Source organism: Sedimentibacter sp. zth1 (assembly GCF_017352195.1).
Taxonomy (GTDB): Bacteria; Bacillota; Clostridia; order Tissierellales; family Sedimentibacteraceae; genus UBA1535.
Genome location: NZ_CP071445.1, coordinates 60266 through 72952 on the forward strand (window position 1 = coordinate 60266; position 12687 = coordinate 72952).

Genomic DNA, 12687 nt, shown 5'->3' on the forward strand with positions numbered 1-12687 from the left:
TCTAAATTTTGAATAATTAATTACTTTCTAGTCTTTTTCTCCATCCTAACCTTATCCAACATCACGATGTTTTTACATTCTGAAAATTTTTTTCAGTTTTTAGTATTCTTAGATATTTTGTTAATTTTTTTATATTTTTTTCAATTAAATTATCAATACCATTATGTAGTAAGTGGTCATTTTTCTTCATATATGCCCCTTATTGTGAAAAATATGACATTAATAAGCGAAAAATAAACCTACAGCTTTTGTTAGATGTAGGTTGAAAATACATTATGTTAAAGTATAAGCTATCAAATATATGTTTGAAACTTTATTTTGCTATTATTTTATTTTAATTTATGTTTTAAATCTTCTCATTTCAGAAATATTAATATCTTTAAAATCTTTTCGTCAACTAAATATAATTATTAGTTAAAATTAACTAAATTATTTAGCTTCTTTATCTATGTCTTTGTTATTTTCTTCTTTTTGTTGAAGTAATAATAAATTCATGTATTTAATAAAACTATCCTGACTTTTATCTGATAAGGTTTCAAATTCTTCTATTATTTCATCAGTATCGTACTCAACTGGTTGGTTATTTACTTCAGGATTATCTGTTCTGCCAAGTAAATAGTCTACAGAGCAATCGAGGTAATCGGCTATGCCTTTTAATGTTTCACCGTTTGGTATTGAACCATTATGTAATGCTATTATAAAATTACAAAAATTTTTCAACCAATCTATCGACTGCCTGCTCGAACAGGTAGTCGATAAATCTTAAAAAATAAATAATAAACTATTGACTAAATTATAGCAGAAAAGTTCAAAAATTAAAAGCAGTTATTTATTAACACCTATATATTTTGGAATAGTTATAAACAAAAATACAAAAACAAACAAAATACTACATATGTTCCATTGGAACATAACGATACTAAAGTATTGCTGTTATGAAGCTTGTCAGGCTTAAATATAATTAACTATATCTTTATATTCTTATTATAAAATAAAAATATAAACGTATAGTTAAATTATAAAATAATTGAGTTTAATTAGCATATAATTAAGTGAGGTGATTAAATGTCAAGTTTAAACGCTCAAAAGGAATTTGATAAAAAGATAGAAAAAAATACATATAAGGTAGTTAGCAGTTTTAGTGAAGGAAAAACAGTTGTAGAAATAATAAAGGAACTTCTATCAAGCAAAGTTAAAAATTTATAGTTGCTTGATGTATAGATAAAATTTTGATAGAATAACCCATAGAAATATGGGTTGTTTTTATAGAGTTTCAAGTATTAAAAAGGAGGAGTGTGCTTGGAATTAAGTAAAACAATTTATAGTACAGCACTTTACATGAGACTTTCACGAGAAGATGATGATATAAAAGAAAGTTCAAGTATATCCACTCAGAAAAAAATGCTTGAGGCATATGCAAATGAAAATAATTTGATTATATATGATGAATATATTGATGATGGATTTTCAGGAACAAATTTTGAAAGACCAGCCTTTAAAAGAATGATACAGGATATTGAAAATAAAAAGGTAAATTTGATTATAACTAAAGATTTATCACGTCTTGGAAGAGACTATATAACAACTGGTCAGTATACAGAGATTTACTTTCCTGAGCATAGCGTCAGATATATAGCAATCAATGATGCATATGATTCAGATAATGAATATAACGATATAGCACCATTTAAAAATGTTATAAATGAAATGTATGCCAGAGATACATCAAAGAAAATAAAGACAGCATTTAAGGCTCGTATGAAAGATGGTAAATATATAGCTAATTTTGCTCCTTATGGCTATACTAAGGCAGAAGATAATAAAAACAGACTTGTTCCTGATCCAATAGCCTCAGTTGTTGTTAAAGATATCTTTGCCATGGCTAAAAAAGGACTAAGACCTATAGATATAGTTAGAGAACTTGAAAGCAACAATATTATGTCTCCTGCAGTTTATAAATGTACAATAAATTCTAAATTGAATGTAGATACATACACAAAGCATAAGCAATGGACATCAGCAACGATAACCAAAATCCTTAAAAATATTGTATATTTAGGACATACAGCTCAGGGTAAATCAAGCAAAATAAATTTTAAGAGCAAAGTTACAGTTCAAACTCCAAAGGCTGAATGGATTATAGTTGAAAATACACATGAACCTTTAGTTGACCAAGATACTTTTGATAAAGTCGCACAGTACAGAGTTACAAGGACAAATAAAAGGACAAGGAACTTTAAAAACATATTCTCAGGTATAGCAAGATGCGCTGATTGTGGAAGAGCAATGTCATCCACTGGTACAAGAAAAAAAGGTGCAGTGGCTAATTTAGTTTGCGGTGGATATAAATTATATGGTACTAAAGCATGTACAAATCATTTTATTGATTATGATACTTTGTACAATATTGTTTTAAGTGAATTAAAAAAACAAATAAATTTGTCTTCAAGTGAAAAAAATGATATAGTAAAAATAATATCTAAAGAATTTGAAGTTAATTCATCTGATAATAATGAAACTGTTAATTCTCAGAGACATCTGCAAAAACTTAATAATCGAATGACTGAACTTGACCATATAATTAAACGAATATATGAAGATAACATTATCGGCAAAATTAGTGATGAAAGATTTTCAAAACTGCTTAAAGATTATGAGAACGAGCAAAAGAGTATTAAATCAATGATAGACAGATTTAATGTTTCTAATGAGAGAGTTAAGGAAGAAAGAAAAGCTTATATTAACTTTTTTAAGCTTGTTGAAGAAGTTGCTAATGTTGACAAACTAACTCCTGATTTGCTATATAAGTTAATTGAAAAAATTGAAATCGGACAGGGAGTATATGTGAAAACAGAGCAGGGCAAGATTAAGCAGCAAACCGTAATAATTTATTATAGATTCATTGGAAACATAGAAGAAAATAGGTATAGCATATATTAACCATGCACATGCATAGGCATTGTTTCCCATGTGCACATGCTTTTTTAAATTGATGGTCAAGGTTAAATGCAACTCTAGGTAGATACCCTAAATCCTCAAGTAAAGTAAACAATGGGAAAAATATAGCCATAGGTGGAAGCATAACAGCTATAACCCATGCTAGTGTTCTATATAAACCTAAAATAAAAATTCCATGTATAAATTCTGGTACATTTAGCCTTATACACAAATTTGTTAAGATGTTTTCAAATCCAAATAATAAATTACTTAATAATTGCGAAGGATAGTTAGCACCTTGAATTGTTATCCAAAGAACTATGCCAAGTAAACATAACATTATTGGAATTCCATAAACTTTTGACGTTAGGATATCATCAATTTTTTTATCTCTATAAAGTTTTTTCTTATCTTCAGTAACACATTTATCCTTCATTAATTTTGCATTTACATAGTTATCCTTTGAAATTTCTTCTCGAATAGATGATTTATTAATACCAATATCAATAACTTCAGAAATTTCACTTAATATTACGTCTATATTATCTATATTATTAAAGAAAGTATTATCTCCATCAAGAATTCTTAATGCAATATATCTTGGATTTGATAAATTGTATTTTTCTAATATAGGTATAATTATTTCAACGTTTTTTTCTATAATATCATTGTATTTTACAGTATGTGGTTTGATAACCTTTTTATTTACTGTAACATCTTCAATGCATCTTTTTAAATCTTTCATACCTGTTCCATTCCTTGCTGCTGTTAAGATAACAGGAATTCCAAGTTCGTTTTCCAAGCGTTCTTTATCGATTTGTATATTTTTCTTCTTAGCTTCATCTATGAGATTTAAGCATAAAATTACATTTGAGGTTATTTCCATAATCTGAAAAACTAAATTCAAATTTCTTTCTATACAAGTAGCATCTGCCACAACTATTACGGCGTTATGATTTCCATAACAAATAAATTCTTTAGCAACTGCTTCATCTTGTGAAGATGTAAACAAGGAATATGCGCCAGGTAAGTCAACTAAAATATAATCATTACCGTTATAATTAAATCCCCCTCTTGCATTAGAAACTGTTTTGCCAGGCCAGTTTCCAGTGTGTTGTTTCAATCCTGTTAGGTAGTTAAATACAGTACTTTTTCCCGTGTTTGGATTTCCTGCTAATGCTATTACAAATTCATTGTTATCATTTTTTATATAAAAAATATCCTCTGGCGCAATTTTGCCAGTAGATTGTGAAGTTAAGCCCATAATTTTCCCCCTTATTAGCTAATTAATTACAATAAATATATTTAGTTTCTTCATTTCTAAGTGCTATCATTGCACCCCTTATTCTATATACAGTTAGATTGTTTTTAGGTCCTTTTCTTAACACTTCTATATTAGCACCTTCAGTCATACCAAGTGCTAAAAGTCTTTCTTTAAGAGAACTATTAGTATTGTTTTTAACAATTCTAATTATATCGCCTGGTATGGCTTCACATAAATTTTTCATAATATCTCCTATTAATATAATTATTTATTTATTAGCCTAAGCTAAAACATAATATAGTTTATGAAATAAAAATTGTTTTGACACTAATACATAAACTTTTTAAGCATAAAATATATTACTGCTATAAAAAAGAGGTAAATTTATGAATAATAATTTTTATACATTTAGTGAGTACTTAAAAAATGACAATAAAGTTTTAACTCCATCTATGGAAGACTATGTAGAAATGATTTATAGAATGAGTATTGAAAATCAGAATAATGGTATTAGAGTTAGTGATTTATCTAGTGCTTTAAATGTTAAACCACCTTCTACTACTAAAATGATAAAAAGACTTTATGAGTTAGACATATGTAAATATAAGAAGCATGAAGCAATTGTTCTTACAAAAAACGGAGTGAATTTGGGGGAGTATTTATTGGATAGACATAACATAGTAAATTTTTTTTTGGAAAAACTTGGAGTGGAAAAAACTCTATTCGAGCAAACAGAAAAAATAGAGCATGTAATCAATTCAGAAACATTAGAGTGCATTAAAATGTATTTACAAAATAATATATAAAATACTATGCTGCAAATTTTAATAATGAATGTAAATATGTATTTATTGTAAAAATAAAAAACACAAAATAAAAAGAAATCAAAAGTTTCTTTTATTTTGTGTTGTAATTTTTATCAATTGTTATAACTGGATAATAGTTAATATTAATTTTTTTTATTTCTTGTGATATACTACACGTTAATTCGTCGGGAGTTTTATCGCATTCATTTGGTATAACTATATCAAAAAGTACATTTGTATGTGTATGACCTTTTACCAATCTAAAGTCATGCATTGAGTAGTTACAACCTAAATTACTCACTATGTTATTAACAATTTCTTTTAATTTGTTTGTTTCTTTATCGTTAGTTACAATAGGGTCAAGATGTATTACAAGATTAATATCTAGATCTTTGTGTATATCTCTTTCAATATTATCAATCATGTCATGACTTATTAGGATGTCCTCACTTGCAGAAACTTCAACATGTACTGTGGCAAAGTATTTGTTTGGACCATAGCTATGAACAACTAAATCATGCAAATTAAGAACGCCTTCGTAGCATAATATTTTATCAACAATATTATCGATTAGTTCTCTGTCTGGGGGTTCACCTAAAAGTGGATTTAAAATATCCCTTAAAATATCAATACCAGAAAAAATAATTATAACTGCAACAAGCATACCAACATATCCGTCTATTTTCAAACCTGTTAGCTTAGTGATAATAACTGAAATTAGAACTGCGGATGTAGATAAAACATCATTTAGGCTGTCCTTTGCTGTGGCCTTAATTGTAGTAGAATTTATTTTGTTACCCAAATTATTGTTTACATAGCATAAAAATAGCTTGATAATTATAGATAAAACTAAAATGATAAGCAGTATTACACTAAAACTACTTTCTTCTGGATGAAGTATTTTATCAAATGATGTTTTTATTAGTTCAATACCCAAAAATAATATAATAAATGTTACTATTAAACCTGAAATGTACTCTATTCTTGCATGACCAAATGGATGATCTTTATCAGCGGGCTTATTTGAAAGTTTAAAACCTACAAGTGTAATAACTGATGAGCTGGCATCAGAAAGGTTATTAATACCATCGGCAGTTATAGAAATATTATTAAATAGAAAACCAACAATAATTTTACTTGTGCATAGTAATACATTGCAAATTATACCTAAAATACTGCTAAACCTTCCATATCTTTCACGAACATTTGCATTCTTAACATCATTATAATTTTTAACAAATAGTTTAAGTAATGTATTAATCATATTAGACCTTCCATTAAAAATAAATTTTATATAAGTATATCACATTTAACAAAAATTTCAATATTGTCCTTATTAATAGTATTTAAATTTTTATAATATGTAAATATTTACAATGCAAAATATTGACAAATTATTTATTAAAATGTATAATTTATTATAATATGTAAGGGGATCATAGTATGAATTATTTATTACAATATAAAAACGAGTTGGAAAAATTACTTGATAATGAAGACAATGTAAGTTTTTTTTGTGAAAAATTAAAAAATCAATACACAGTTGGTATAGATGAATATACACATTTTGTAGATTTTATAATTAAATTTACAGAAGATAATGATCTTATGGTGGCATCTGCGTGGTTAAAAAATTACAAATGTTGGTGCTATTACAACAATAATGAATATGAAAAAGCAATAGGACTGGCTTTGAAATCATATGGTATACTTGAAAGTTTTGATTGTAAAAAAGGTATGGCCTGTATATGCAATTCTTTAATGGCTTTTTATTCTCAAATAGGTAAAGTTGAATTGGCAAATGACTGGGGAATCAAAGGGGTATTAATGGCAGAAGAATTAGAAGATGATGAGCTTATTTTAGCCATGCTGTTAAATATTTGTGTTGGATATATTGAACTTGAAAAGTATAGAAAGTCTAGAGAAACACTGGAATTTTTAGAAAATAAAAATTTTGAAATGAATAATGATAGAAAAATTACTTATTTACAATGTTTAGCAGAGGTTGAAATTAATATAGGTGATGTTAATTATGCGTTAAATATTTTAAATAAAATATATAAAATAGCTGATTTAGTCAATGCTGATTATTATATTGGTGAAACTATTAAGCTTGAAGCTATGGCATATTGTAGACTTGATCAGTATGATAAAGCTGATGAATTGTTTCAGAAGGCATATGAAATTAATAAAGATTTATCTAATACATTTTTAGTGTGTATAACTTTATTTAAGTGGGCAGAAATGTATTTAAAAAGAGGTAGTACAGATAAATCATTAGAAAAACTAAATGGTATGTTATCTACAGCTGAAAAACACAATTATATAACATTATTACAAAAGGCTTATAATTTATTATATAAAGTATTCAAAAATAGGAACAATTCAAGCAAAGCATTAATGTATTTGGAAAAGTATATAAATGTTAATGAACAGATAAATGAGGTACATTACAGTAAGTGGAATACAAGATTAAATATAGGGCATATGGAAAGAGAGGCAAAACTATATAAAATATTATATGATAAAACAGAGTTGCTTTCTTCAATAGGAAGAGATATTTTATCAAATTTGGATGAATCTATAATATTAAATATGATTACTAAAGAAATTTCAAAACTGATGATAGCAGATGTGTTTAGTATTGGGTTATATAATGAAGAAAATAGTGAGATAGTTTATAAATATATTGGTGAAAATTCAAAAGTTGCGGTTAAAGGACCTATTAAGATGGAAAAAGGAATTTCTTTGGCAGATTATTGTATTCGGTATGGAAAAGATATAGTTATAAAGGATTTTGAAAAAGAACATGTTGAATTTAATATTAATTCTTTAGAAGAATATTATGATGATGATATAAAATACCATTCATTAATGTTTACTCCAATGTTTGTAAAAGAAAAAATCATTGGTCTTATAACAGTACAAGCTGCAGAAGTGAATTCATATGATAAAAGTGATTTAAGCACGTTGAAGATACTTAGTAATTATGTAGCGACAGCTCTATTTAATGCAAATATGTACAAGGATATGGAGAATAAAGCTATATATGACAATTTAACTGGTATTTCTAATAGGCGAGAAATACTTAAGATAGGTGAAAATTCATTAAATAAATTTTTATTGAACGGAGAAAATTTAACTATTGCTATGATAGATATTGACAAGTTCAAAAAACTAAATGATAATTATGGACATGTAGCAGGTGATAAGGTTCTTTGTAATGTAGCTGATAATATTAGTAAAAGTATTAGAAAGACTGATTATATTGGAAGATATGGTGGAGATGAATTTTTATTGATATGTACCAATACAAAATTAGAACAAGCATTTTCTATTACCGAAAGAATTAGAAAGGTTATTTATAATGATAAATTAGAGTTTAACAATAAAGCTACAAAGGTGAGTGTTAGCATAGGTTTGTATGAATTTGAAGCTGGTGATAATGAATTCATGTTAGGAGTACATAAAGCAGATGTTTCATTATACGAAGCAAAAAAAATATACGGCAATAAAGTTAGACAAAATAATAAGAAATTTAACAATATAGTTAAATTGATGAAAAGAGCAGATTAGAGAAATATTAATTCCATAGAATGTATAAGGTGTGGTGAATTTAAAAAAATTTGCCCGACAAATGCTATTTATAGTGGATTTAAATCAAAATAAAGTTAATCAAAACACCTAAGCTATGGTACATCAGCTTAGGTGTTTTTAATCTAATTCTAATGATACTCTTATTGACATATAATATTATACGTCATATAATATTATATACAAATATTTTTATTATGAAAAGTAAAGAAAGGATGTTTATATGACATTTCAATTAGGTTCTGTTTTGTTGGATGCTTGTGTATTAGCTGTATTATCAAAAGAAGATACTTATGGTTATAAACTAACACAAGAAGTTCAGTCAATTGTTAGTATTTCGGAATCAACGCTATATCCAGTACTAAGAAGATTACAGAAAGATGAGTGCTTGGAAACATACGATATGCCTTTCCAAGGTAGGAATAGAAGATACTATAAAATTACTACAAGGGGAAAAGATGTTCTTGAAGTATATCAGGAAGAATGGATAGAATATGTAAAAAAAATTAACAAGGTTTTAGGTGGAGGTAAATAAATTATGGATAGGAAACAATTTATTGTTGGGTTAAGGGAACAATTAATGTGTTTACCACATGACGAGAGGGAAAAAGCAATAAGTTACTATGAAGAATATTTTGATGATGCTGGAGTTGAAAATGAAGCAAGTGTATTAGCTGAACTGGGTGATGTTAGTAAAATTGCAAAAGAAATAATTGAAAATTCAACTACAACTTTAGAATCTGTATCGAAAAATAAATATTCTTCATCAAACAATTATTCACAGCATACTAAAAATATGGGAAGCAATAATAATTCTAATAACTCAAAAAATGGCCATAGTTATAATTATAGCTATAGTTATTCAAAAGATAAAAATAACAAAAGTGGAAATGGCAACTCGAATTTAAAACCTTTGTGGATAATATTGTGTATAATAGGTTGCATAGTTGCTTTGCCAATAATATTGTCAATATTTGGTTTGGTCGTAGGACTAATAGGCACAATAATTGGATTGGTATTTTCATCAATTGGATTGGCTATTTCTTTGATTGTAGGTATTGTAGCAGTACCGTTTACAGGTATAGCTGTTATAGGTAAAATACTATTTTCCTTAGGCAAAGGACTTGTAGGAGTAGTATTACTTATACTTATAATTATAGGTATTATAAAATTAGTTCAAGTTATTAGAAATTATTTCGAGAATAGAAATAGGGCTTAGCTGGAGGATTGGAAATGAAGAAGGTATTAGTAACAATTTTTATTATTGGTATTGTTTTACTCGTAATAGGGGGAATAATTATGACAACACAGCATGAGGGTGTTGAATTATCTAATAATAAAGATTTTGATTTTCACTTAAATTTTAATTTAGATAAAATAATTAATAAAATGAAAAATATAAATTTTAATAATAAAGTTTTCGATGAAAATAATTTTAAAGATGTAAATGATTTCAAATTTGATACAATAAAAAAAGAATTTGAAAAAACAGATGATATATCAGTAGAATCATCTATATATTCCACCTTTATTCAAAAAGATAGTAGCTTAAGCAAGATTAGTGTAGAGGTTACTAGACCAATTGTTGAAGATAAGGATGAATACATATTTGAAGTTGAATTTAACAACAGTTTAGATAAATTAATTATTAAGCAAACATATGATTATAAAGATAATATTTTCAATAAATATCAAAAACTTTTTAATAAATGCAAGATAATTATTAAAGTTCCAGATAACTTTGAAATAGGTGACGTAGATATAAATTGCTCAGTTGGTAGTATTAACATAAATGAGATAAATGCTAAAAATGTTGAAATTAAAGGTGGAGTATCATCAATAAATTTAAATGATATAGAAGCGACCTCAATTGAATTAGAAACAGGAGTTGGAAGCTTGAACGCAAAGAATGTTTTATCTAAAAAGTTTGAATTTGTTAGTGGTGTAGGCAGTATAGATTTCGAGGGAAATATAGAAGATTTATTTAATATAGATTTAGGTACAGGGAGTGCAAAAATATATTTGCCTGAAAAAGAAAAGAATTATAACTATGACTTAGATTCTGGAATAGGTAGTGTTAAGATAAATGGTTTAAAACACAAGGATAAAGCTAAGATAAACAATGAAGTATCTAAAAACATAGTTGTGGAGACAGGTACAGGTAGCATAAGTATTTTTACTAAATAGTAAACATTATTTGACCTATATTCGTTATGCTTGTATAATATGTTTAATGGGATTAGTAACGAAGGAGAAACAAAATGTCTATTAAACTAAAGTATAAAGTTTATGAAATAATGGATACAGATTTTCTTAAAATATATTATAAAGAAACTATTAAAGAAGCAATTAAGAAATTAATGTTTTCTAAAAGGGATGAAATTGTTTTAGTAAATGAAGATGATGTAATTGTTGGAATATTTACTAAAACAGATATATATAAAATGAGAAATTCAAAAGAAAGCGAATTTGAAAGGCCTGCTTTTGATTTTTCTGTCAATGACATAGTAAAAGTGAATTATGATGAAAATGTTATACTTGCTAAAGATATAATGATACAAAAAAATCTTGGAAGATTATTTGTTGAAAAAGATGAAAAAATAGTTGGAATAATAACCAATAATAATATTAGAGATAGATTTTATGCTAAAGTTGAAGATTTGCATATAATGACAGAAGAAGCATTTGATAACATTTGTGAAGCTGTATGTATATGCGATTCTAATGGTGAAGTTATATATTGGAATAAAGCATCAGAAAAATTATATAACCTAAAAAAAGATAAAATAATTGGTGCAAATATAGCTAATTATTTTCCTAATGCTTTGACAAGTAAGGTTTTTAAAGAACAAAAAGCTTATAAGTACGTATTACATCAACCTGTTAAAGGGAAAGAGGTATTTTTAAGTGCTGTTCCTATATTTAATAAAAATAATCAAATGACTGCTGTTATTACTACTGATAAGGATATAAACGAATTAGACAAATTGATGGATAAACTTAAAAGAGAAGAAGAAAAGTCTAAATATTATGAAGTAAGATATAAGGAACAAATAAAAAAGCAGTATAGTTTTTCAACAATAATCAGTAAAAATAAAAAAGTTATTGAAGCGATAGCTTTATCACAACGTATTTCAACTAGTAATGCAAATATAATGATTACTGGAGAAAGCGGTACAGGAAAAGATGTTTTTGCACGTGCAATCCACGATTCTAGCGGAAGAAAAGGTAAATTAGTAGCACTAAATTGTAGCGCTATACCTGAGGAACTGTTAGAAAGCGAGTTGTTTGGTTATGAAGAAGGAGCATTTACTGGCGCAGTTAAAGGTGGTAAAATAGGAAAATTTGAATTAGCAAACAACGGTACGCTTTTTTTAGATGAAATAGGTGAAATGCCTATAAAGATGCAAAGCAAGCTGTTAAGAGTTTTACAAGATGGCATAATCAATAGATTAGGTAGCGATAAATCTATTAAAACTAATGTTAGAATAATATCCGCTACAAATATTGATATAAAAAGTGCTATAGAAAATGATAAATTTAGAAATGATTTGTACTATAGATTGGCTGTAGTAAATATTGAATTACCGCCACTTAGAGAAAGAAAAGATGACATAAGAGAATTAACTAAATATTTTATAAAGGAGTTTTCGGAAAAAGAAAACATATCAATTGATAGCTTTGATGATGAAATTTATGATATATTTAGTGAATATTGTTGGGAGGGTAACATAAGAGAACTTCGAAACGTTGTACAAAGAATAGTTATACTTTCAAATGATGGTATCATAAAAAAAGAAGATATACCAGAATATATACTTATATATAAATCAAATACAAATATAAGTACAATGATAGAAAATCTTGAAAATGATTTGGATTTTGACGATAATATAAAAAAAATAGAAATAAAGATGTTAAAAGAAGCAATAAACATATCTAAGGGCAACAGGTCCAAAGCTGCTAAATTGTTAAAAATAAACAGAACTACTTTTTATTACAAGATAAAACAATATGGACTTGAGAAACTGTTAGATTAAAATAGTGTTTAGAAATTGACATGTTGTTTAATAATGAACAATATAT

The 12687-nt window shown here is 26.7% G+C and carries 13 protein-coding genes; 8 read left to right on the forward strand and 5 right to left on the reverse strand.

Translation table 11 applies throughout. The features are described from left to right. Positions 1-61: 61 nt before the first annotated feature. Both JYG23_RS14965 and JYG23_RS14725 read right to left on the reverse strand, forming a co-directional pair. Entirely contained in the window at positions 62-190 is a 129-nt protein-coding gene (locus JYG23_RS14965) for a hypothetical protein (RefSeq protein WP_256440272.1), read from the reverse strand. Between the two features lie 239 nt (positions 191-429). After that, complete coding sequence (locus tag JYG23_RS14725; RefSeq protein WP_242631599.1) at positions 430-720, reverse strand: hypothetical protein; 291 nt, start codon at positions 718-720, stop codon at positions 430-432. 345 nt (positions 721-1065) lie between these two features. Between JYG23_RS14725 and JYG23_RS00300 the strand changes: the two genes are divergently transcribed. Further along, entirely contained in the window at positions 1066-1206 is a 141-nt protein-coding gene (locus JYG23_RS00300) for a hypothetical protein (RefSeq protein WP_207236474.1), read from the forward strand. Between the two features lie 93 nt (positions 1207-1299). After that, the gene (locus JYG23_RS00305) at positions 1300-2940 is read left to right on the forward strand and encodes a recombinase family protein (protein WP_207236475.1); all 1641 of its coding nucleotides are present in this window, start codon (positions 1300-1302) and stop codon (positions 2938-2940) included. Here the strand turns inward: JYG23_RS00305 and JYG23_RS00310 are convergent. Together JYG23_RS00310 and JYG23_RS00315 are read right to left on the reverse strand one after the other, a co-directional pair. After that, the gene (locus JYG23_RS00310) at positions 2900-4201 is read right to left on the reverse strand and encodes a ferrous iron transporter B (protein WP_207236476.1); all 1302 of its coding nucleotides are present in this window, start codon (positions 4199-4201) and stop codon (positions 2900-2902) included. The two genes, JYG23_RS00305 and JYG23_RS00310, sit on opposite strands and share 41 nt — an antisense overlap. A gap of 22 nt (positions 4202-4223) precedes the next feature. Then, positions 4224-4445, reverse strand: a complete 222-nt coding sequence (locus tag JYG23_RS00315; RefSeq protein WP_207236477.1) for a FeoA family protein — start codon at positions 4443-4445, stop codon at positions 4224-4226. Positions 4446-4587: 142 nt separating this feature from the next. Here JYG23_RS00315 and JYG23_RS00320 point away from each other — a divergent pair, with 142 nt between their 5' ends. After that, complete coding sequence (locus JYG23_RS00320; protein ID WP_207236478.1) at positions 4588-5007, forward strand: metal-dependent transcriptional regulator; 420 nt, start codon at positions 4588-4590, stop codon at positions 5005-5007. A gap of 91 nt (positions 5008-5098) precedes the next feature. Here the strand turns inward: JYG23_RS00320 and JYG23_RS00325 are convergent, their stop codons facing one another. Continuing rightward, entirely contained in the window at positions 5099-6271 is a 1173-nt protein-coding gene (locus JYG23_RS00325; RefSeq protein ID WP_207236479.1) for a cation diffusion facilitator family transporter, read from the reverse strand. Positions 6272-6450: 179 nt separating this feature from the next. Between JYG23_RS00325 and JYG23_RS00330 the strand changes: the two genes are divergently transcribed. From JYG23_RS00330 to JYG23_RS00350, 5 genes are all read left to right on the forward strand, one after another. Beyond that, positions 6451-8583 (forward strand): GGDEF domain-containing protein, encoded by a 2133-nt coding sequence (locus JYG23_RS00330; RefSeq protein WP_207236480.1) that lies wholly within the window; start codon positions 6451-6453, stop codon positions 8581-8583. Between the two features lie 241 nt (positions 8584-8824). Continuing rightward, positions 8825-9136, forward strand: coding sequence for a PadR family transcriptional regulator (locus JYG23_RS00335; protein ID WP_207236481.1), 312 nt, complete (start codon positions 8825-8827; stop codon positions 9134-9136). Positions 9137-9139: 3 nt separating this feature from the next. Further along, on the forward strand, positions 9140-9820 hold the full coding sequence (locus JYG23_RS00340; RefSeq protein WP_207236482.1) for a DUF1700 domain-containing protein: 681 nt from the start codon (positions 9140-9142) through the stop codon (positions 9818-9820). Positions 9821-9834: 14 nt separating this feature from the next. After that, positions 9835-10788, forward strand: a complete 954-nt coding sequence (locus tag JYG23_RS00345; RefSeq protein ID WP_207236483.1) for a DUF4097 family beta strand repeat-containing protein — start codon at positions 9835-9837, stop codon at positions 10786-10788. A gap of 74 nt (positions 10789-10862) precedes the next feature. After that, positions 10863-12641: a sigma-54-dependent Fis family transcriptional regulator gene (locus JYG23_RS00350; protein WP_207236484.1), complete on the forward strand. Its 1779-nt coding sequence runs from the start codon at positions 10863-10865 to the stop codon at positions 12639-12641. Positions 12642-12687: the final 46 nt, after the last annotated feature.

Coding starts and splice junctions, on each gene's coding strand:
- JYG23_RS14965 (WP_256440272.1), bottom strand. CDS start 190: ATGAAGAAAAATGACCACTTACTACATAATGGTATTGATAATTTAATT.
- JYG23_RS00300 (WP_207236474.1), top strand. CDS start 1,066: ATGTCAAGTTTAAACGCTCAAAAGGAATTTGATAAAAAGATAGAAAAA.
- JYG23_RS00310 (WP_207236476.1), bottom strand. CDS start 4,201: ATGGGCTTAACTTCACAATCTACTGGCAAAATTGCGCCAGAGGATATT.
- JYG23_RS00315 (WP_207236477.1), bottom strand. CDS start 4,445: ATGAAAAATTTATGTGAAGCCATACCAGGCGATATAATTAGAATTGTT.
- JYG23_RS00320 (WP_207236478.1), top strand. CDS start 4,588: ATGAATAATAATTTTTATACATTTAGTGAGTACTTAAAAAATGACAAT.
- JYG23_RS00325 (WP_207236479.1), bottom strand. CDS start 6,271: ATGATTAATACATTACTTAAACTATTTGTTAAAAATTATAATGATGTT.
- JYG23_RS00330 (WP_207236480.1), top strand. CDS start 6,451: ATGAATTATTTATTACAATATAAAAACGAGTTGGAAAAATTACTTGAT.
- JYG23_RS00335 (WP_207236481.1), top strand. CDS start 8,825: ATGACATTTCAATTAGGTTCTGTTTTGTTGGATGCTTGTGTATTAGCT.
- JYG23_RS00340 (WP_207236482.1), top strand. CDS start 9,140: ATGGATAGGAAACAATTTATTGTTGGGTTAAGGGAACAATTAATGTGT.
- JYG23_RS00345 (WP_207236483.1), top strand. CDS start 9,835: ATGAAGAAGGTATTAGTAACAATTTTTATTATTGGTATTGTTTTACTC.
- JYG23_RS00350 (WP_207236484.1), top strand. CDS start 10,863: ATGTCTATTAAACTAAAGTATAAAGTTTATGAAATAATGGATACAGAT.